16 protein-coding genes are annotated in these 20,295 nt (G+C 59.0%); 6 read left to right on the top strand and 10 right to left on the bottom strand.

The features are described from left to right. Positions 1-73: 73 nt before the first annotated feature. From QA646_RS19645 to QA646_RS19635, 3 genes are read right to left on the bottom strand one after another with little or no spacing between them, the layout of a single operon-like run. Positions 74-538, bottom strand: coding sequence for a hypothetical protein (locus QA646_RS19645; protein WP_283059929.1), 465 nt, complete (start codon positions 536-538; stop codon positions 74-76). Positions 539-559: 21 nt separating this feature from the next. After that, positions 560-2,347 (bottom strand): ShlB/FhaC/HecB family hemolysin secretion/activation protein, encoded by a 1,788-nt coding sequence (locus QA646_RS19640; protein WP_283059928.1) that lies wholly within the window; start codon positions 2,345-2,347, stop codon positions 560-562. A 21-nt stretch (positions 2,348-2,368) separates the two neighbouring features. Further along, a complete protein-coding gene (locus QA646_RS19635) occupies positions 2,369-3,058 on the bottom strand; it encodes an invasion associated locus B family protein (protein WP_283059927.1) in 690 nt (229 codons plus the stop codon). 417 nt (positions 3,059-3,475) lie between these two features. Between QA646_RS19635 and QA646_RS19630 the strand changes: the two genes are divergently transcribed. Continuing rightward, positions 3,476-4,699, top strand: coding sequence for a diguanylate cyclase (locus QA646_RS19630; protein WP_283060505.1), 1,224 nt, complete (start codon positions 3,476-3,478; stop codon positions 4,697-4,699). A gap of 81 nt (positions 4,700-4,780) precedes the next feature. Here QA646_RS19630 and QA646_RS19625 read toward each other — a convergent pair whose 3' ends face one another. The 6 genes from QA646_RS19625 to QA646_RS19600 all read right to left on the bottom strand — a co-directional run bounded on the left by QA646_RS19625 (position 4,781) and on the right by QA646_RS19600 (position 11,528). Continuing rightward, positions 4,781-6,925, bottom strand: a complete 2,145-nt coding sequence (locus tag QA646_RS19625) for a methyl-accepting chemotaxis protein (protein ID WP_283059926.1) — start codon at positions 6,923-6,925, stop codon at positions 4,781-4,783. Between the two features lie 16 nt (positions 6,926-6,941). Further along, positions 6,942-7,871 carry a substrate-binding domain-containing protein gene (locus tag QA646_RS19620; RefSeq protein WP_283059924.1) on the bottom strand — a complete coding sequence of 310 codons (930 nt, stop codon included), beginning with the start codon at positions 7,869-7,871 and terminating at the stop codon, positions 6,942-6,944. A gap of 213 nt (positions 7,872-8,084) precedes the next feature. Beyond that, positions 8,085-9,140 carry a 4-oxalomesaconate tautomerase gene (locus tag QA646_RS19615; protein WP_283059923.1) on the bottom strand — a complete coding sequence of 352 codons (1,056 nt, stop codon included), beginning with the start codon at positions 9,138-9,140 and terminating at the stop codon, positions 8,085-8,087. Next, positions 9,133-9,804 (bottom strand): 4-carboxy-4-hydroxy-2-oxoadipate aldolase/oxaloacetate decarboxylase, encoded by a 672-nt coding sequence (locus QA646_RS19610; RefSeq protein ID WP_283059921.1) that lies wholly within the window; start codon positions 9,802-9,804, stop codon positions 9,133-9,135. Before QA646_RS19610 ends, QA646_RS19615 begins: the two co-directional genes overlap by 8 nt. Further along, the gene (locus QA646_RS19605; RefSeq protein WP_283059920.1) at positions 9,804-10,769 is read right to left on the bottom strand and encodes a VOC family protein; all 966 of its coding nucleotides are present in this window, start codon (positions 10,767-10,769) and stop codon (positions 9,804-9,806) included. Before QA646_RS19605 ends, QA646_RS19610 begins: the two co-directional genes overlap by 1 nt. A gap of 24 nt (positions 10,770-10,793) precedes the next feature. Next, positions 10,794-11,528 (bottom strand): PIG-L deacetylase family protein, encoded by a 735-nt coding sequence (locus QA646_RS19600; protein ID WP_283059919.1) that lies wholly within the window; start codon positions 11,526-11,528, stop codon positions 10,794-10,796. Positions 11,529-11,692: 164 nt separating this feature from the next. Here QA646_RS19600 and QA646_RS19595 point away from each other — a divergent pair, with 164 nt between their 5' ends. The 3 genes from QA646_RS19595 (at position 11,693) to QA646_RS19585 (ending at position 15,463) form a co-directional block, all read left to right on the top strand. Next, positions 11,693-12,601 carry a DUF1932 domain-containing protein gene (locus tag QA646_RS19595; protein WP_283059918.1) on the top strand — a complete coding sequence of 303 codons (909 nt, stop codon included), beginning with the start codon at positions 11,693-11,695 and terminating at the stop codon, positions 12,599-12,601. Further along, entirely contained in the window at positions 12,598-13,782 is a 1,185-nt protein-coding gene (locus tag QA646_RS19590; RefSeq protein ID WP_283059917.1) for a LysR family transcriptional regulator, read from the top strand. The genes QA646_RS19595 and QA646_RS19590 overlap by 4 nt, the downstream gene beginning before the upstream one ends. 340 nt (positions 13,783-14,122) lie before the next feature. Beyond that, the gene (locus tag QA646_RS19585) at positions 14,123-15,463 is read left to right on the top strand and encodes an MFS transporter (RefSeq protein ID WP_283059916.1); all 1,341 of its coding nucleotides are present in this window, start codon (positions 14,123-14,125) and stop codon (positions 15,461-15,463) included. Positions 15,464-15,757: 294 nt separating this feature from the next. Here QA646_RS19585 and QA646_RS19580 read toward each other — a convergent pair whose 3' ends face one another. After that, entirely contained in the window at positions 15,758-17,626 is a 1,869-nt protein-coding gene (locus QA646_RS19580; RefSeq protein ID WP_283059915.1) for a diguanylate cyclase, read from the bottom strand. A 645-nt stretch (positions 17,627-18,271) separates the two neighbouring features. Here QA646_RS19580 and QA646_RS19575 point away from each other — a divergent pair. Both QA646_RS19575 and QA646_RS19570 read left to right on the top strand, forming a co-directional pair. After that, positions 18,272-18,604 carry a hypothetical protein gene (locus QA646_RS19575; RefSeq protein WP_283059914.1) on the top strand — a complete coding sequence of 111 codons (333 nt, stop codon included), beginning with the start codon at positions 18,272-18,274 and terminating at the stop codon, positions 18,602-18,604. A gap of 174 nt (positions 18,605-18,778) precedes the next feature. Then, on the top strand, positions 18,779-20,293 hold the full coding sequence (locus QA646_RS19570) for an efflux transporter outer membrane subunit (RefSeq protein WP_283059913.1): 1,515 nt from the start codon (positions 18,779-18,781) through the stop codon (positions 20,291-20,293). The last annotated feature ends 2 nt before the right edge of the window (positions 20,294-20,295 follow it).

Here is a 20,295-nt window from a genome sequence, read left to right as displayed (position 1 = left end):
CGTGTGAGGTCTTGCGGCGCCGCAATGTGGCGCCCCGCCTACAGGCGGAGCAACCTGCGGCTTGCCCGTCGCCTCAGCCGCCTCTCTTGGCCGCGGGTGTCTTCACACCGCCGTCGAGCTTCTTGTAGACTTCATCCAATTGCGACTTCGGCACTGGGCACTTTCGCGAGCGGGCAAGTTGGGTCAGCACCTGGTTGCGATTGCGCAAGGCGTCGATCTCGACCTTTTCCGGGGATTTGGGATCCATGAAGAACAGCGCCGGCCAGAAGAGAAGAACGCCGGTGGCGCCCAGAATGACGTTTTTGCCTTGAGCTTGCGAACGCTCCTTGACGGTTGCGAGGATCCGCCGTTCGTTGGCTTCGAATTCGCGCGAGATCCCGCCGCAATCCATTCCGCTGTCGCCGACGTTGGTCGAGGCAATCGGATGCGCTTCGCGGCCGCCGCAGCTCGAAAGCACGATGGCACAACAAAGAAGTGCAGTCGCGGGAAGCGATACCGAAGAGGTCGCCTTGTTATCTTTCCGAATGAATAAACCCATGATTTTCCTCTAAAATTCTGGTTACCATTTTACGGAGGAGCTGACGAAGAGAAGCCCCCCATCCTTTTTATCGACAGTGCCGGCCAGCACGTCGGAATAGCCGATGTCGAGATTGAGATTGCCGCCCGCGAGCTTCGCACCGACCGTCCAGCCGAGCATGTCGCCGCCCTCGATCTGATGACGCATCTCAGAGGCGATCCGGCCGTAGTCGAGCCCGAGATAGGGACGGAACTCGCCGAACATTTTCGAAAGCGCCGCATTGTCGGCAAAGGGCTGCGTACGCCAGACTAAGTCGTTGCGCGCGAAAAAGCCGTTGTTGCCGAAAAGCATGCTTTCGCGCGTGCCGCGCACGGTGGAATAGCTGCCGAGCGATATCTGTTCGGCCCCAAACAGATTGTCCGGCGAATATTGGCCGGTCACGATCGAGTTGATCTCGAAGTGCTGTTCGCCGAGCTGGAACGGCCGGGTCGTGGTGATCGTGCCGGTGAATTTCGAGAACCGCGGATCGGCGTTGCCCGCGCCGGCATCACCCGGATCGACGGCGTCGAAAAGGTTAAGGCCCTGGCTGTAGGAAAGATCGAAGACCCAGAGGCCGCCAAGCATGCGCCGCGAGTGCGAGATGCCGAGATCGCCCACCGTATATTTGCGGCTGCCGACTTCGATCTTGCTGCCGAGCAGGAAGTTGTTGGTTTCCTTATAGGTCAAGCCGCTGTTTAGGGTGGTGATCGAATCCTTGTCGCGGAAGATGACGCGGTCGGCATCGACGCCGAGCTGCTTGGAATCGCCCGATGTCTGCAAGGTCCCGAAATTGCCGGGAACCGAGCTGTCATAGCCGTACAAGGCACCGTTTGCCGAGAGCGTCCAATAACCATAGGGGACGCTGACATTGCCGGTATAGCTATCGCTCCGGCCTTGGCCGTCATCACGCCAGGGGTAGTTCGGGCCCGTATGCTCGTAGCCGAAGCTCCACTGGTCATTCACCCCAAAGAGACTGTCGTAGCCGATCGAGGCAGAAGTCTTGGAATAGCCCGTTTGCGCCTGGCCGAGATTGCTGTTGCCGACCGAGAGGTGCCAGGGGTGACTGGGCTTGTTCTCAATATTGAGGATCGACGTACCGTTGGCCTTGCCGGGCAACATTGCCGTTTTGGCATTGTTGGAATTCAGCCGGTTGATCTGGTCGAGGCCCTGCTCGATGTCGCGCAGATTGACGATATGGTTCTTCAGGCCGGGAAAGGCGGTGGCAAGCATGCCGGAGCCCATCACACCGGAAACAGGCGCCGGCTTGCCGTTGATATAGATATCGGACAACGTGCCCTCGACTGCGACCAGACGCAATGTCTTCGTCTTGGCGATGTCTTGCGCCGGCACGTAGAGGCGCGAGGTCACGAAGCCTCTGTCGAGATAGAGCTGGGTCAGGTCACGCAACAGCGTGTTGATATCTCCGACACCGACACAGCGGTTGCGATAGGGTGCCGTGACCTTGTCAACATCGGCGCCCTTTAATCGAGTGACGCCCTCCACCTCGACATCGGTGACCGCGAAACAGGGGCCGCCTTTTTTTGCTCCCCCTTCCTGCTGCTCGGTTGGCGCCTCTGACGGTTTCGGCGTGCTCTTGCGAAGCGCCTCCAGGCGCTGCTGTTCGGTCTGCTGCGCGTGCCGGCGCGCGAAATCGTCATTCGGCGATTGCTGCGCAGCCGCCATCGATGCCGCCAAAGCCGTCGTGAGCAACACAATGACATGCACGATGGAAAGGGACGCCGTGGAGGCAAGGCTGCAGAGAGCAGCCGTTGGTTGCCGGGCCGATGTCATGGGATCGTTCCCGTCGTGCCGTCAGTTGGAAGCGGGTTTCTGCAGTGCATCCAAGGCCGAGGCCAGTCCCTTCAAGGAGAATTTGATGTTGACCTTCTGACCATTCATCATCTGTACGTGACCAACCCCGTCCGCCGCCTTTGAAAGTGCTGCGACCATTTTCGCGTCCAGCTTCTGCTGCGACCAGCAACCTGCCTGGTTGCAGTTGCGATAGGCAAGCTGGATGACAGGCTTATCGCTCGCATCGATGCTGAGCCCTGCCGGCAGATACATGTTGAGCGGCACAAGCGCCGTCAGCACGAGATCGCTCTGCACCGTTTTGCTGCCCTTCTTCGGCGAGGACGCCTGAGCGGGCGCCGGCGCCTTGGCGATCGCCAAGGTCAGGATGTTGACGTCCTGTTCACCCTGCTTCACCGTCGCGATCTGAGCCACTTCGCAACTTGTCGTCGCCGACCCGTCGGGCGCCTTGCCATCGACACAGCGATAATACCAGTCGTCGAATTTCTGCACGCGGGCTTGCGGCGCCGGCTGTTGCTGATCGGCAGATGTCGTAGCGGAACTCTGTTGAGCGCCTGCATTGGCCGGGGCGGTCGCACCTGCCGCCGACAGCTCCTGAGCCATGCCCGACGATGCATAAAGGGCGGATGACAGTAGAATTACGGATGCGAGATTCTTGGCGGAAAACATGTCATTCAAAACAGCAAACGTCATGCAAGGCTTCCTAAAGTCAAAGCTATTCGATTGAGCAAGACGACACTTGCTCACCGACAAAACATCAAAATCATGAAACAGCACCTGAGACGGTGCGGCCGGTCATCGGCTTGACCTGCTCAATAGCAGACTTCATTCGACACACGGATAGTTAGAACTGTCGCAGCGTGGATTTCGTGCTCGTTTTTGGTGAGCCGCGTGTATTTTTGCAACACGGACGCTTGTATTCTCCTGAAGCTTCGTTCTCTGCAAGCGCGACAGGAATTTCCGGAGCGCAAAAGCCAAGTGGCTAAGTGATCGACTTGCCGCCGGTCTCGCCTCATCATTCTTGCTTGCGAGAGATGTTCCGCTATGTTGACAAGGATGGATGTAGGGGAGAACAAAGTTTCGGCGAACTCTGCGGACACGCCCACCCAGATGCCGCTCCAGGCGCCAAATCCTGTTATTATGGCCGAGGTGGAACGCTTTCTGAGGGGGCGTACCCGCGATATCAGCCTGAAAGGCGAGCTTTATTGCCTCTTTCAAGAGCGCTCCTGGTTTCGAACGGCCAAGATCATTCGTTCCTGGATGATTTGGGTCGCCCTGATAGATGTGCTGACATTGGGGCTCAACGCCATGCTGCTTCCAAGGGCGGTAGCGCTGTCTATGCTTCCGCCGGCCTGTATCCTTCCTCCGGCCGCTCTGGCCACTGCCTTTATCTGGAGAATTCCACGCGCTTTCCAGCTCCAACGGATCGTCTTGATTGTCGGTATGTTCTTTATCCTTCTGTCCGTAGCCCTGGTAGGCGTGAATGCGGGAGGCGAGTTCTACGAACGGCATCTGACCATCATGCTGTTCGTCGCGGTTACCGCGATCATCATCTTTGCCATACCGCTGGTTTGGACGACGATGATCGCGGTCATGGCGCTTGGTCTTTATTTGTTTTTCCAGATGCACAACCCACACATCGAATTGGGAAGCTCGGAGGCTGCGACGTTATTCTTCGCCAGCGGCATCGTCGCAACGGTGGTAGCACGGCGCACTATGACGATTTTGGCTCAGAAGACCTTTCTTCTTGAACTACGTGACACAAGCCGAGTAGCGGAATTGGCGGATGCGAATGCCCGGCTCGAACTTCTTGCGAGAACGGATCCCCTGACCGGCATCGCCAATCGAAGATGGATGATGGAAATGCTCAACCGCCTCTGGAACGGGGATAGCCGACACCCAGAGGGGATTGCCATGCTGATGTGCGACATCGATCACTTCAAGCTGCTGAATGATAACCTCGGCCACAGTGAGGGGGACCGCTGCCTTGTAAAAGTTGCCGGCATTATTCAAAGCAGCATGAGAGGAAATCGCGATCGTGTGTCACGCTACGGCGGCGAAGAGTTTCTGATTGTGCTTCCAGGCGTGAATGAGCAAGAGGCAATCTCTGTCGCCGAACGAATTCGGGAAGGCGTGGAAACTGCTTCTCTCCCAAACCCTGCATCCGCAATGTCGCCGTGCGTTACCGTCAGCATCGGGGTAGTCCATACATCTGATGTCAACACCGTCTCGCCGGAGCAACTTCAGAACCGGGCTGATGAGGCCCTTTACCTTGCCAAACAGTCCGGTCGTAACCGGGTAGTGCTTTACAAGGCAGGCTCGCCGAACACATAAGCTGCATTGTTTATATCAACGAGCCCGCCTTGCTTATCGCGCAGCGGGCTCAGATATTTCAGAGGCTGTTTCGCCCAAGCACTAAGACGCCATTGCGTAGAGGCGGCGCTCGGATTGAGCCGCGCTGCGTGTCCTGAAACGCTGTACCAGGTCGGCGAGGTTCTCGGTCTCCTGAGTCAGGCTCTGGGCGGCTGCCGTGGTTTCTTCCACCATGGCTGCGTTTTGCTGGGTCACCTTGTCCATTTGATCACCGGCAGCCGAGACCTCTCGCAAGCTTGCTGCCTGTTCGCGAGCCGCGACGGCGATCTGCGCGACGGTCGAACTCATGGCAATGACCTGCTCGACGATTTGTTCGAGCGAAGTGCCGGATTCGCCGACAAGCTGCACACCGGTCCTGACCTGGGCGGAAGAAGTGGAGATCAGCTCCTTGATCTCCCTCGCGGCACTGGCCGAGCGCTGTGCGAGTTCGCGAACCTCTTGGGCGACAACGGCAAAGCCTTTGCCTGCCTCTCCTGCGCGCGCCGCTTCCACACCGGCGTTGAGGGCGAGCAGGTTGGTCTGGAAGGCGATTTCGTCGATAACGCCGATAATATTGCCGATCTTGGACGAAGAATTTTGAATCTCCGTCATCGCGGCGATCGCGCGGGCGACGATCGCGCCGCCGTTCTCCGCATTGGCACGTGCTGTCGCCACGGCGTTCTGAGCATGGCTTGCTCCCTCCGCCGTACCATTGACGCCTCGCGCGACATCACCAAGCGCCGCGACCGTTTCTTCTAGCGAAGCGGCTTGCTGTTCCGTACGACGTGCAAGATCGTGCGATGCGGAGGAGATTTCCGTGAGGCCTGAGCGGATCGTGCCGACCGCGCGGATGACAGAGTCCACGGCCTCTTCCAGGCTGGAAACGGCGCTGTTGAAATGATCCCGAATGCGGACGTAGCGGCCGTCAACCTCACCGACGCGCACCGTAAGGTCACCCTTCGCGAGGGCATCGAGACCGCGAGAAATCTGCTGGAAGGCGTGCTCCATCACCTGGGCATCGGAAAGTCGCGCAGCTTCTTGGTGCAAGCGCTCTTCTTCGGCGGCAAGCCGAGCGCGCTCGGCATTGGCTTCCGCGACGACCTTGGCATGTCCCGTCTCCTGGAAGACCTTCAACGAACGTGCCATGGCGCCGAGTTCGTGACGATGCTCGGTGCCGTCTATCGTCATCGTGTCGTCACCGCGGGCAAGACGTTCCATTGTCCGTGCCATCTTGCGGACGGCAGAGGAAATCAACTGACCGATGAAATAGGCGAGCACGAGACCGATCACGATCAGAAGTCCGCTGATCACCAACGTCGAGCGGGTCGCGGACGCAACCGTCGCATCGACCGAACTGTCGAGCGATTTTTGTGCATCCATGACGGTTGCCTGCAAATCTCTGAAGCCTGTGGCGATTTTCGGCGCCAGAACGTTGAGTTCGCTGTCGCGGATCTTGTTGGTCGCCAGCGACACATCCCTCACATCGCCAAGGCGGCCGGTATAGTTCTGCATGAGCTGACCAGCACCGAGAATGCGTTTGTGCTGCAGCTCGTTTTTGGCCGCCTTGGCGGCCACGTCGTTCAAGGCCATGGCGTCGTTCAGCGCCGCCTGCGCGGTATCGTAGGATGCCAGATCACCGGAATGAATAAAACGCTCCGAGAAATAGAGGCTGCGGTTCAAGGCTTCGAGTGTCGCTCCGGTCATATGCAGCAGCGTCACGTCGTTCTGCCTCCAGGCACTGCGCATGACGTCATTGAGCGCAATGCTTGTCCAGGGTCCGAACTCGGTGACCTTGGCGATCAGAGCCTCGCGTCGGGCTTGAAGGGTTACGATCTGCTCGAAAGCCTTGCCATAGGCGTCAACATCTTGGCGGATAGTCGCCATGCCCGTTTCCAGAGAGCTATTGCCGGCAAAGCGTTGGTCGTCGGCTGCAAATGCCTTAACCCCTGCACGGAAACGGTCAACGACATCCTGTGTCGGGTTGGATCTGAAGGCTTCCACCGACATCTGGATTTCGTGAAGCTGATTGCTGTGGTCGGAGATAGCAAGGCTCTGACCCGCGGTGTTGCGGTAAGAGGAGAAGATGGACGACAGTCCGCTCATACCGGAAATCGCGTTGACCGACAGCAAGCTCATGAGCAGGATCAGCGGCAGGAAGCCGGCCGTGATCTGTGCGCGGATGCCGAGTTTATTCCAAAAGCGCAACATCATAATCCTCTTTTGCTCACTGGCTCTTCGGCAGGTATTGGGCGATGTTCTGGGGTGTTACGAGTTCGAACGGAACATTGTTCACTCGGGGCACTTGCTGGCCATTGATGAGCTTGATTGCGGCATCGACCGCCGTCCCGCCCTGTCCGACCGCGCTCTGCAGGATGGTCACATCGAGATCGCCCGCCTCCATCGCCGCAAGCGCGTCGTCCGTTGCATCGACGCCGGCGACGATGACGTCCTTCATCGCCATGTCATTGCGCTTCATGGCCCGGATGGCGCCGAGCGCCATCTCGTCGTTGTTGGCGATGACCGCGTCGAACTTCACCCCGGCCGTCAGCCATTCCTGCATCTGCTGATCGGCGTAGTCACGCGACCAATAGGCGGCTTGCCGCTCGACAACCTGCATGCCCTTGCATTCGGGCGTGGCAATGACATTGTCGATATCCTGAGTGCGGGCGCGGGCGGCTTGGTGGAAGGGCTCACCCATCAGCACCACGACACGTCCCTTGCCCTTCATGAGAGAGCAGACTTCCTTCGTCTCCAGGGTTCCGGATTCCTTTTCGTCCGACGCAACCACGACTTGGTTTTCCGGCAGGTCCGACAGGTTCGAGGGAACGTTGTTGATATAGACGAGCGGAATATGGGCGTCCGCCGCAAGCTTGGTCATCTGCGGTCCGAGGTCGCCGTCGGAGACGGCCACGATGATGGCGTCTACCTTATCGGCGATAAGCTGCTGCACTTGCTTCTTTTGAAGCTCATTATCGCCCTTGGCATTCTGCGTAACCAGCTTCAGCCCGGAGATCGTTTTTCCATGCGAAAGGACACCGTTGAGCAATGCGGTCCGGAATTTATCCAGATCGGACATTGATACACCGATCGTTTGTGCGCTCGCAGTGGAGGCGCACATCGCCATCACGAAAGCAGCAAGTATGGTTTTCCTCATTATCCACCCCAGGGCGTTCATCGAACTAAGGATTTATAATGAGATTTTAGTTAAATTTTACTTTATGATAACCAATGTCCTTAAGCATATCTTATATGCAAGTGCAGCTTCTCGAATATATCTCCATCCAAGAGATTTCTTTATTTAATTATCGCTAAATAATATTCTCCTCACAGAAGAAGACTGATTACAGCTCTCCCTACTTGAGCACCTTCAGCGCGGGAAAACCCTGCCGTCGAACAGCTTTCGCGCCGTGCGGATCGTGCCGGCTCCCCTTATCTCTCCCCGGCTGTCCAGATCCAGGAATACCTCCATGCTTCCCGTCGGATGCTCGATTTCGTAGCGGCCGCCTGACGGCGCGTTCACCAGCTTTCCCGCCGGGCTATTTTTCAGACGTGTGGCCGTCGCGACCGTGACCGCCGCAAGAACACCGATGGAGGCATGGACGCGGTGTGGAATGAAACTGCGCGTGGAGATCGCCCCACCATTTGCAGGCGAAGAAATCAGGATCATTTTCGGAACGGATGCGGTTGAGACCTCGCCGAGTTGCATCATCGGTCCGCTCTTGAGGCGGATCGCCTCGATCCGTGATTTGACCTCGGCATTCGCTTCAAGTTCCTCGCGGTTCTCCATTCCAGTCAGGCCGAAATCCGACGCCCGCATGATCACGCAGGGCATGCCGTTATCGATGAGGGTCGCTTCGACACCATCGATGATATCGACCTCGTTACCCGTCGGCAGCAGTGCGCCGCACATTGTCCCGGCAATGTTCGTGAACAGCAGCGGAACGGCGGCATGCGTGCCCGGCACACCCGCGATCGAAACCGTCCCCGTGTAATTCACCCGCCCGCTCGGCGTCTCGATCTTGGCGACCGCGACCTCGCCCGAATTGAGCATGTGGATGCGCACTTCAGTAAGGTCTCCAGTCGGGGTCACCAGACCGCGCTCTATGGCGACGGGGCCGACGCCTGCAAGAATGTTGCCGCATCCCTGGGCATCGCTCACCAATGCCTGGTCAACGAAGACCTGCAGGAACAGGTAATCCACATCCGCGTCCTGGCGCGTGGATGCAGAAAGCACTGCGACCTTCGACGTCAGCGGATCCGCCCCGCCGATACCATCGATCTGGCGCGGATCGGGCGAGCCCATGATCCTCAGCAGCAGATCGTCGCGTTCCGCCTTGTCGGTCGGCAGGTGCTCCGCCAGGAAATAGGCGCCCTTCGATGTGCCGCCCCGCATCCACAAACAAGGGATGCCCTCCTCATACATATTTGAGCCCCTTTGCCGCCAGCGTCTCGCGCATGCCGTAGATATCGAGGCCCAATTCTCCGGATGCCAAACGCTTGCGCTTGGCTTCTTCGTTGGCAAGCCGTTTCTCTGCCGCTGCCACCACATCGGCCGCTTCGGCACGCTTGACGACACAGACGCCGTCGTCATCGGCAACGATGATATCGCCGGCCTCGATATGGGCGCCTGCGCAGACGACCGGGACATTCACCGAGCCGAGGGTCTCCTTGACGGTGCCCTGCGCGGAAACCGCCTTTGACCAGACGGGAAAACCCATCTGCGTCAGGTCCCGCACATCGCGAACGCCGGCGTCAATGACGAGACCGCGGCAGCCGCGCGCCATGGCCGATGTCGCGAGCAGGTCGCCGAAATAACCGGCGTCACAAGGCGATGTCGGCGCAAGGACAAGGATGTCCCCGTGCCTGAGCTGCTCGATCGCCACATGGACCATCCAGTTGTCGCCCGGAGCGGCTGAAATCGTCACCGCCGATCCCGCGACCTGTACGCCGGAATAGATCGGCCGCATGTAGCTCGCCAGCATTCCCTTACGTCCCTGCGCCTCGTGGACGGTTGCGACACCCGCCTTGGCAAGTCTTCCGATCAGGTCAGCTTCGGCGCGCGCAACGTTCTGAACGACGACTCCCATCAGTGGTCTCCTTGCTTCTTGACGGGCGGTGTCCCGTGGGTATGGAAGGTTTCGATCGTCTTCAAACCCCAGGCCTGGCCCTTTTTTCGTTCAGCCTCGGTCCAGACGATGGGTTGCCAGTCAGGCGCGAGGATCAGCCGTGCGCCGGAATTGGCGAGCTCGACACGATTGCCTGCAGGCTCCCAGACATAGAGGAAGAAGGTCCCCTGGATTGCGTGCTTGTGCGGCCCGGTCTCGATGTGGATGCCGTTTTCGAGAAAGATATCGGCAGCGCGCAGGATTTCTTCGCGCGTATCGGTTGCATACGTTACATGGTGCAGACGCCCATCGCCGCCGCCGTGTTCTTCGGTGCAGGCAAGGTCATAGGTCTTGTTGTTGACCGTGAACCAGCACCCGCCGAGGCGACCGTTGTCGAGCTGGATCATCTCGGTCACGCGTGAGCCGAGACAGGTCTGCATGAACCTGCGGAACTCGGATACGTCGGCGGCCAGCAGGTTCAGGTGATCGAGGCGGCGCGGATGGCAGCCCCGCGCATGATAACGCTGAGCGAGGTTCTTAAGCTTCGGCCTCTCCTGCGGTGGTGGATCGTAGCGGACCGTCTCCCAATAGATTTCGAAAATATGGCCGAAAGGATCCCTGAACCGGAATGCCCTGCCATGGCCCATATCGCCGTCCACCCAGCCGAGCACATCGTAACCGCTCGCCTCGATCGCCTTGACCCTTCGTTCAAGCGCTTCCGGCGAAGAAACCCGGTAGGCAACGTGTCCGATCCCGGTCGTCTCATGGCGCGTCAATTTCAGGGTGTGGAACTCATAATCGTCCCAGCCGCGCAAATAGGCGGAACGCTCGTCCTCGCCCGCCAAGGTCAATCCATAGACATTAACGAAGAAATCGAGGCTCTCGCCATATTTGTCGGTGAACATCTCCACATGAGCGAGGTGAGCGATGTCGAAACACGATTCCATGTCAGGCTCCTCCCGAGAGCGTCATCAAAGCTCGTCGACCGTACGCGGGAAAACCGACTGGAAGCCTTCCGCATATTTGGCCGCGCGGCCGCCGGACTGGCCGCCGGAATTGCGCTGGAAATGATTGGCTCGGTTCTGGGCGACGCGGGTATAAAACTCCCAGAGATGCTCCTGCCCTTCCATACATTCGATGGCGGCCCGCTTCTTATCCCATACGGAGGTGATGTCTAGGAACACGTCCGGCTTCCAGCCCATCTGCTCCGTCTGGTGCGGCTCGAACAGGTAGAGCTGCGGCGCACCGAGAACGCTTTCGCCGGGATTGTGGCCCCAGGCCTGCGCGATCATGCGGGTTTCGAGCGCGACCTGCGTGGCATACATGTGGTCGGTATTGTAGGGATCGTATTGCGAGTGGCTCAGCATGAAAGAAGGCTGCACCTTGCGGATCACGTCGACGAGCCGATACTTGTCGTCATCCGTCATGCGCAGGGGGTAGTCCCCGAGATCGAAGCAGATCAGGTCATGGACGCCGAGCGCCTGCGCGGCCTTTTCCGATTCGGCGCGCCGCGCCGCCTTTACACGCTCGAGCGTCATATCCTTCTGTTTCCAGAGCTTGGCGGATTCGCCTCGCTCGCCGAAGGACAGGCAGACGACGGTCACGTCATAACCTTTGTCGGCATGCAGAGCGATCGCACCACCACAGCGCCAGACGAAATCTGCGGCATGGGCGCTGATCACCAACGCGGTATTCTTCTCGGACATGGAAACCTCCAGCTTTTTCGAAATCGTATGTCGCTCCGAACGGCCGGTTTGCCAATTTTCTTTCGACGCCTTTCCCATAAGTTTTGGCTATAATGCATGGCGACGCGACCTTTCTCGGTCTAAAGCGGGCATAGCTGGATTGAACGGGCACGGGATCGCAGATGATGAACCACTTAAAGATCGGCATGATCGGATTCGGCGAAGCAGCACGCGCATTTGCATCGGGCTGGACACGACCTGACGGCGCCGTCTTTATCGCCTATGACATCAAGATCGCCGATCCGCATAGCGCCAGCCAAATCGTAGCGGCATGCGCCGAACTCGACGTGCGGCATGCCGATGAGGCCCGACAGGCGCTCTCCGGTGCAGGGATTATCTTCAGCCTCATCACAGCCGATCAGGCTTTGCCTGCAGCAAGGGACGCCGCTGGCTGGCTCGAAGCCGGTGCGCTCTATTTCGACTGCAATTCCTGCTCTCCATCTGCCAAGATTATCGCAGCCGAGGCGATCGAAGCGGCAGGCGGCCGTTATGTCGACGTCGCCGTCATGTCGCCCGTGCATCCGGCCCGCCACCTCACGCCTCTTTTGGTCTCAGGTCCCCATGCCCAAGCGGCCATCGAGGCGCTTGAACATTTCGGGATGAAGCCGAAATCCGTGGGTAAGAAAGTGGGGCAAGCCTCATCGATCAAGATGCTGCGGTCCGTCATCATCAAAGGCATGGAGGCCCTGACGGCGGAATCGATGCTCGCGGCCCGCCGCGTCGGGGTGGAGAATGCCGTCATCGCTTCCCTGCAGGCATCCGATCCCGGGATAGATTGGGCCAGGCGCAGCTCCTACAACCTCGAAAGGATGATGGTACATGGCGCGCGTCGGGCAGCCGAGATGCGCGAAGTTGCCGCCACCGTTCGCGATCTCGGACTTCCGGATAGAATGTCGGCAGCCATTGCCGATTGGCAGGACGAGATCGCTGCGCTCTCCGTGCCGGCAGATATCGATGACCTCGGAAGCCGAGCCGACAGCATCCTCGAACGGATGGATGAGGAAAGGGGCAAGGGAGCAGCAGTGGTCCGATGAGGCACAATCTGCGGCATCTGCGCGTCTTTCTGGCCGTCGTGGAAACCGGCTCTGTCACGCGCGCCGCCGAGATTTGCCATATATCCCAGCCGGCGGTCACGCAGGCCATCTCAAAGATCGAAAAGACGCTGGGATATGCGTTGTTCACGCGTTCGCCGCATGGCCTATTCGTCAACGACCAGGGCAAGCTGCTGTACCTGCGCGTGAGGCGTGCCTTCTCCTATCTCGATCCGGCGCTGGCGGAGCTTGCACCGAGGCTCAAGGTCACGGCAACTTCGGCGCAACTCGAAGCCCTCGTCGCAGTCAGGGAGCTGGAGAATTTCACGCTTGCGGCGCGACGGCTCGGGGTGGCGCAACCGACCGTCCATCGCGCCGTCAGCCAACTCGAAAAAGAGGCTGCGCGTCCTTTATTCGAAAGAACCTCCTATGGGATGGTTGCCACGCGCCTGGCGCAGAACCTGGCGCAGGCGACCCGCCTTGCCTTCGCCGAATTGCATCAGGCAGAGGCGGATCTCGCCGAGGCCCGCGCGCAGGAGGCTGGACTGATCGTCGTGGGCGGCATGCCTCTATCGCGCTCGTTCATCCTGCCGTCGGCCATCGCCCGGTTTCGTAAGAAGCGGCCGAAGCTGCCGATCAAGATCGTTGAGGGCGTCTATGCCGAACTGCTCGGCGGTCTGAGACGCGGCGAGATCGATTTCTTGATCGGAGCGATGCGCAATCCGCTTCCCATCGACGACGTCGAGCAGGAAACGCTATTCAATGATATCGTGGTGATCGTCGCAGGCAAGCGCCATCCCCTCGTTGGAAAATCCCCGATATCCGTAGGCGATCTCGCCTCCTATCCTTGGGTGGTTGCAACGATCGGCACTCCGATAAGAACCCACTTCGACGCCCTTTTCCAAGGGCAGCCTCAGGGACCGAAAAGCGTGGTCGAGTCGAGCTCGCTGATCCTGATGCGCGAACTGCTCGACCAGAGCGACCATCTCGGTTTCGTTTCGGGTGGCCAGGCGGCAGCGGAGATCGAACGAGGCCTAATGACGTCCCTGCCGTTCGATCTGCGCCACACCGAACGGCCTATCGGCATCACGATGCGGAAAGGGTGGCTGCCGACGGCAGCTCAAGCGGCCTTTCTCGACGATATCCGAGCAGAAGCAGAAGCAACACAAAGCCGCCACCTATAGCCTTCCCTTAAGACCTGTTCCTCGAACGGACGCGCGCGCAGCATGTGCGCCGTATTGATGCCAGCGCCGCATGGCAGTGGCCCCCTCAGCGGGCCGCACCAACCCGCGGTTACTTCGGGTTGTAGCGCGATGTTACGAGCCGCTAACAATGCAGGCACCCTATAGCTGCGGCTTATGCCTTGAACCTCTGATTGGATTGGAGGTGGTGGCGCAAGACGCGTACTGCTTGGCCCGTCAACGAAGCGCAGGGCTGGAGGAGGCTGACGGCGAGCGTCGATCAAGCGCTTTCACGAAGCCATTTCCTCGTACGGACACGCGCACCATCATGTCGGAGGAGCACATGACACAGCCAACCGTCCTGGAGATCAGGTCTTACATCAACAGCCGCCCGATGTCGCGAATGCAATGGACACTGACTGTTCTCTGCTTCCTCATCGTCTTCTGCGACGGTATGGACGTCGCCATCATGGGCTTTCTCGCGCCCTCCATCACGGGCGACTGGGGCATTTCCAAGCCCGCTTTCGGTCTCGTAATGGCCGCAGCACCGGTTGGCCTCGCCATTGGCGCGATCTTTGCAGGCTCGTCTTCCGATTGGTTCGGACGGCGCCGGGTGCTGCTCGGCTCGGTCTTCGCCTTCGGCCTCCTGAGCCTGCTCACCGCGCTCACTCAAAGCCCCATGGAGATGGCCGTGCTCCGTCTCCTGACGGGCCTTGGCCTCGGCGCTGCGATGCCCAACACGACAACGCTGCTGTCCGAATACGTGCCCGAGCATAAGCGCTCCGTTCTTCTGGCAATCATGTTCACCGGCTTCAACTTCGGCTCGGCGATCATCGGCTTTGTCGCCGCATATCTGCTTCCGAAGTTCGGCTGGCATTCGGTGCTCGTGTTCGGCGGCATCGTGCCGCTCGCGCTTGCCGTGATCCTGTTTTTCCTGCTTCCGGAATCGGCCCGCTTCATGGTCGTCCGCGGTGCTCCTGCCGATCGCATCCGAAACCAGCTCGCCGGCGTGACCGGTCAGGATCTGAGAACCGTATCCGAATTTACGCTGGAAGACGAACCGGTGACGGCGGCGCAGCCTGTTGCGCTCCTCTTCACATCCACATTCATCATCCGCACACTGTCTCTCTGGATGTGCTACTTCATGGGTCTGCTGGTTATCTATCTGACGACAAGCTGGCTTCCCACAATGATCAAGGATGCCGGAATGCCGATCGAAACCGCGGCCAATGTGACCGCCATGTTCCAGCTCGGTGGCACGATCGGCGCGGTTGTCGTGGGCTTTGCCATGCATAGCATGGGATCGAAGAGCGCGATCTCCCTATCGTATCTCCTCGGTGCCATAGCTCTGATCGCGCTCGCTTTCACCGGCCTGACCTCTGCAGCTCTCGCACTGATCGTCGGCACGGTCGGCTTTTTCATGAGCGGCGGCCAGACCGGCCTCAACGCCTATGCCCCGGGCCGCTATCCCACCTTTGCCCGCGCGACCGGTGTGAGCTGGATGCTGGGCGTCGGCCGGCTGGGCAGCATTCTGGGTTCATCGATCGGTGGTTTGTTGCTCGGCTTCGGCTGGGACTTCCGTGGCATCTTCTGCGCACTCGCCGTTCCGGCGGCAATCGGGGCCGCTGCCATCCTCGTGAACGAACTCCGTGCCGCCCCGCGGACGCAGGAAGCCACTCGATGAAATGTTTGCCGGCTCGATCAGCGCAACCGCGATTTTCGAGCCGGCGAAGGATAATATCTTTTCAATAATGATGTCAGACACGGCAGGGGACAGTGGGAAGGGCGCATGGCGTGTTCCCTGCCGCGCTTTGTAGAAGGCTGCGTTGACACCGGAAGCGTTCCGCAAACAGTCTTCTGATGGCCGCACTGGGAAGCGGCACGTTGGCGAGCCAAGGGAGTCGCTCACCGAGCATCGAACTTTTGATCGCGTCCTTTGTTCCCGGGACCGGACCTGACGGCGAATTTAAAACTCCAACTATGCGGCCGTTGCCTTGTCGCCGGCCGCGGCAATGCAATCACGGCCCTTCGTCTTGGCATCATAAAGTGCCTGGTCCGCAGCCTCCACCAACTCGGCAGCGCTTGCGAATGTCGATCCATCGAACATGTTCGCCACTCCAATGCTGGTCGTCACGATCGATTTGCTGCTTGCCCTGTGCGGTATTGCCAGTTGATGCAGTGCAGAGCGCAGGAGCTCGGCGAGGGCCAAGGCGCCGTCTCTGTCTGTTCCAGGCAGAACGATCGCAAATTCCTCGCCTCCGAAACGAGCCGCGAGGTCGGACGTTCGCATGACCACCGAACGGAGCACGTTGCCGATCGCCTTAAGGCATTTATCTCCCTCAAGATGACCGTAGGTATCGTTGTAACTCTTGAAATGATCGATATCCATGAGCAGCAGGCTAAGAGGAGAACCGTTGCGACGTGCGCGGGCAAACTCCGTCAGGATCACTTCGTCGAATACCCGTCGATTTGCAATGCCGGTCAGCGCATCGGTGTAGGCAAGCCCTGTCATCTTCTGGGCAAGTTGCTTCAATTGTTCCTCGGAACGCTTCATCGATGTGATGTCCGAGACGACCACCAACGCAGATCCGTCGGATGCCAGCCGGGTGCGCAGGCTGAGCCAGCGCCCGTCAAACAGAGGAATTTCAGTATCGCGCGTCAGGAAAAGCTGCGCAGCGGAGGCCTGTATCCATTCCTCACTGACATCCGGACTGACATCGATCCTTTCGGCATTCCGCACCACGGCCCGGACAATATCCGAAATGTGGGTACCCGGCTGTCTGGCATATCCCGAGCGAGGAAATGCGGCGCGATACTGGTCGTTGCAGAACACCAGCCTGCCGTCCGGATTGAACATGGCAAGCCCATCCGACATTTCCGCCATCGCTTGCAAAAGCACATTCTTGCTCTCGACGGCCTCCTGTGTCAGGCGCTTTTTCTCGGTGACATCACGCGTCACCCCCGCGAGCCCGATGAAATCGCCGTGGCGATTTCGCAAAGGAACCTTTGACGTCAGAAACCAGCGCTCTCGCCCGTCCTCGATTACAAAAGGCTCCTCGAAATCCACCATCGGATTTCCCGTCGACATGATCTCCTGTTCGCGATCAAAAAGCGCCTGAGCCATTTCACTGGGATAGAGATCGAAATCGGTCAGGCCGACCATCTCCGACGATTTCGTGCGGCCATGGTTTCGTGCGACATTCAGGTTGGCGACCAGGAAACGGCTCTTACGGTCTTTGACATAATAAAGGTCAGGCGCTTGAGTAAGTGCGGCCCGCAGAATGTCTCGCTCGGCGGTGAAGGCGTGGAAATAAGTGATAACGGAGGCCGCGGCCAAGGTTCCAACGAACCCTATAACGGTGAAGCCAAGGGCCATGATCGGGGAGTCATTACCCCGATATACTAAGCCCACAGCCAAAGAGACGGCTGTGACGATGAAGGCAGTCGCCACTATCCTTTTCAGATCCATCGGCTGTCGACGGAGCAGAAAATATAAGGATGCCGCGAAGAGCGACACCACCACGATCGAAATCAGGCCCGGCTGAAGGCCTGCGCCGCCCATGAAGATCCTGTAGATGGCCGTAAGCGTGCCTGTGACCAGGATAGCCCACGGGCCGCCATAAACCGCCGACACGGCGAGCAAGGTGGAGCGCAGATCGAGATAGTAACCGCTGTCGATTTCGACGGAGAGCGCCATGGAAACGATCGCTCCAAGCCCCATCATCAAGCCAAAGGCGATTTGGGCTTGAACCTCAGTAAGGCGGTAGAGTCGGTAGTGAAGGTGCATCCACACCGAAATGAGGAGCGAAACGGCAGCGATATTGCCGATCAGTACTTGCCAGGCCACAATCACTTTTCCAAAATTTTAAAAGAACTTAGCTTTAATTCTTTGACGAAGTCTGAATCTCGGCGGCATCACGCAATCTTCTAGCTCTGCCGAGAAGACACCGATGCCAAGCCTTCGCGGATGTTCCTCCAGCGGTTATTTCGTCTAGGCCAAAGGCCGTCAACGAGCGAAGAAAAATTTTGTAACGAATTTTTGCTGGAAGGGTCGTAGCAAACTTCGTTCGCAACAATCTCCCGCGAAGAAATACTCGGAAACGTAAAGACGCATGCCGTTTATGTGCTCTGGCTAGCTTTGCATCAGTGAATTGAAGCGGATTCGAAGGCACTGATCATGAGGCACTTGCGTATTGTCGCAACTTTAATCTCAACAGCCATTAGCGGCGTGAACGTTCCGGCGCTTGCCGAACAGCCGCCAATCCCGGCCATCGAGCAGACCCCCGTCGGCGCTGAGAGGATGGAATCTCTGCCGGTGGGAATGGGTACGGAAATAGGGCGGTGCCCCGGTTTTGGTCGCGACCCTCGGTTGGGCGGCCATGGAATGGCATTCGGAACCGGCTTGCCCTTCCCTCCGCCGCCGCCCGAAATGGCTGCCGATTTCCCTCATCGGCCGGATCCCACATTAGAACTCGCGAGCAGACTGTCGGCGATGGAGACAATGATCGGCATCCATGTCGCGCAGCTTGATGCCTGGAGGGACTACACCGTTGCACTGACGGACTTTCTCGATTTTCCCCATCCTATGCCGCCAGGACCTTTTTCCGCGCCCGAAACGAAGCCGTCAGGTTCTGACGTCGCTGCGGGAAAGCCGTCCGGACTGTTCGGGGAAGAGATCGCCGACCGCGTTCTGGACCGAGCCGTCAAGGCCCGCGTGTTGAAAGACAAGGCGGCTGCGCTTCGCACCGTTCTGACAGCTTATCAGCTTGATAAGCTTGAGGATGCCGAGCGATCCCTCGGTCCAGGCCCTCACGGATTTCGTTAGAAGCCCGAGGCTTCCGCCTTCATGGATAATCCACTTTACCTCCTTCTCCATCCGACGAGGACCGGCCCCCCGGACGCAGTTCGTGCGGTCCTTGTCGATTGGACGGAGCGGCCCGTAAAAAGGCTGAAGGGTCCGGGGCGCCCCGCCCGGCATCCCGGACCAATCTCTGCGCGGATGCCGAGTAAACCAGAGATACGCCCTTTGCAGATATATTCGCATTTCCCTAAACAGCTTCCGATTATCGCTGCTTCTATCGTGCTTTCAGCGGCACTGACTGGCTGCGTGGTCGGGCCAGATTATCGCAAGCCGGATCTTACTGTTCCCTCGCATTGGGGCACCAAACTGCCGAGCCAGCCCGCAAAACCTCCGGCGCTGTCTCGGTGGTGGAAGCAGCTCAAGGACCCGACGCTCGATGCATTGATCGAGGAGGCGGTCGCGGGCAACCTTGATGTCGCTTCAGCCAAGGCGAAGATCCGCGAGGCGCGTGCCAGCTACCGTGAACAGAAGGGTGCGCTGCTGCCCTCTTTTGAGGGAACGGCGTCGGCGGCGCGGACCCGCACAGCAGCATCCGATACAAATTCGGTGGCGACGATCTATTCGCAATACCAGCCTGGATTCGATGCAAGCTGGGAATTAGACCTTTTCGGCGGCAATAAGCGCGCGGCGGAGGCTGCAAAATATGGCGTGGATGCCGCCGAGGAAGAGCTGCGCGATACGATGCTGACCCTCGTCGGCGATGTCGCCTCCTACTATGTTCAGGCCCGCGAATATCAGGCGCTGCGCGATCTTGCACGACGCACCGCGGTCTCGCAGCGCAAGACGGCGGCTCTGACGCAGGCCGAATACAAGGCCGGAAGCGCCACCGGCGTTGATACCGCCAAGGCCGATGCGCTGGCAAGCAGCACGGAAGCCGACATCCCGACCTATGAGATCTCCTATGCTACAGCGGTCCATCGTCTCAGCGTATTGCTCGGCAAGCCGCCAGCAGCACTTGAGGAGCGGTTGAAAGCGGGAGGTCCCATCCCAAACCCGAAGATCGCGGTTTCGACCGGCATCCCAGCCGACATTCTGAATACTCGGCCCGATGTCCGCCTCGCCGAGCGGCAGCTAGCTCAATACACGGCGAAGATCGGTCAGGCCGAAGCCAATCGCTATCCGTCGATTTCGATCACAGGCGATATCGCATCGACTGCGACCAGCATTGCGGATCTCGGCAAGAAATCGACCATCGGCTGGTCGTTCGGTCCGTCGCTTACCGTGCCGATCTTCCAGGGTGGTCAGCTCATGGCGGCGGTCGACGTCGCCAAAGCACAACGCGACCAATATTATATCGCATACCAGTCTGCCGTTCTCTCTGCCATGGAAGATGTCGAAAATGCAGTGGTATCGCTGACCCAGGAACGGTTGAAACACAGCAAGCTCAGTGCTTCGGCCAGCTCCTATCGCCGGGCAACGGATCTGTCCCGCACACTCAATCAAGCCGGCGTGACCGATTTCCTCGATGTGCTTGACGCCGAGCGGTCACTTTACAGCGCCGAAGAAGCTCTGATCGAGAGCCAGGCATCGATCGCTACCGACTATGTCGCCCTCAATAAGGCCCTCGGTGGCGGTTGGGAGGGCGACCTCGATATCTCTGAACCCGCCGTGATCGACACCAACACCGGTCCGCACCTGACCGCAGCCAGATAATT

This window comes from Rhizobium sp. CB3090 (assembly GCF_029714285.1).
Lineage (GTDB): Bacteria > Pseudomonadota > Alphaproteobacteria > Rhizobiales > Rhizobiaceae > Rhizobium.
Note: the sequence above shows the minus strand (reverse complement) of the source record. Positions and strands in the feature narration are given on the sequence as shown.

Coding starts and splice junctions, on each gene's coding strand:
- QA646_RS19645 (WP_283059929.1), bottom strand. CDS start 538: ATGGGTTTATTCATTCGGAAAGATAACAAGGCGACCTCTTCGGTATCG.
- QA646_RS19640 (WP_283059928.1), bottom strand. CDS start 2,347: ATGACATCGGCCCGGCAACCAACGGCTGCTCTCTGCAGCCTTGCCTCC.
- QA646_RS19635 (WP_283059927.1), bottom strand. CDS start 3,058: ATGACGTTTGCTGTTTTGAATGACATGTTTTCCGCCAAGAATCTCGCA.
- QA646_RS19630 (WP_283060505.1), top strand. CDS start 3,476: ATGCCGCTCCAGGCGCCAAATCCTGTTATTATGGCCGAGGTGGAACGC.
- QA646_RS19625 (WP_283059926.1), bottom strand. CDS start 6,925: ATGTTGCGCTTTTGGAATAAACTCGGCATCCGCGCACAGATCACGGCC.
- QA646_RS19620 (WP_283059924.1), bottom strand. CDS start 7,871: ATGAGGAAAACCATACTTGCTGCTTTCGTGATGGCGATGTGCGCCTCC.
- QA646_RS19615 (WP_283059923.1), bottom strand. CDS start 9,140: ATGTATGAGGAGGGCATCCCTTGTTTGTGGATGCGGGGCGGCACATCG.
- QA646_RS19610 (WP_283059921.1), bottom strand. CDS start 9,804: ATGGGAGTCGTCGTTCAGAACGTTGCGCGCGCCGAAGCTGACCTGATC.
- QA646_RS19605 (WP_283059920.1), bottom strand. CDS start 10,769: ATGGAATCGTGTTTCGACATCGCTCACCTCGCTCATGTGGAGATGTTC.
- QA646_RS19600 (WP_283059919.1), bottom strand. CDS start 11,528: ATGTCCGAGAAGAATACCGCGTTGGTGATCAGCGCCCATGCCGCAGAT.
- QA646_RS19595 (WP_283059918.1), top strand. CDS start 11,693: ATGAACCACTTAAAGATCGGCATGATCGGATTCGGCGAAGCAGCACGC.
- QA646_RS19590 (WP_283059917.1), top strand. CDS start 12,598: ATGAGGCACAATCTGCGGCATCTGCGCGTCTTTCTGGCCGTCGTGGAA.
- QA646_RS19585 (WP_283059916.1), top strand. CDS start 14,123: ATGACACAGCCAACCGTCCTGGAGATCAGGTCTTACATCAACAGCCGC.
- QA646_RS19575 (WP_283059914.1), top strand. CDS start 18,272: ATGGAGACAATGATCGGCATCCATGTCGCGCAGCTTGATGCCTGGAGG.
- QA646_RS19570 (WP_283059913.1), top strand. CDS start 18,779: ATGCCGAGTAAACCAGAGATACGCCCTTTGCAGATATATTCGCATTTC.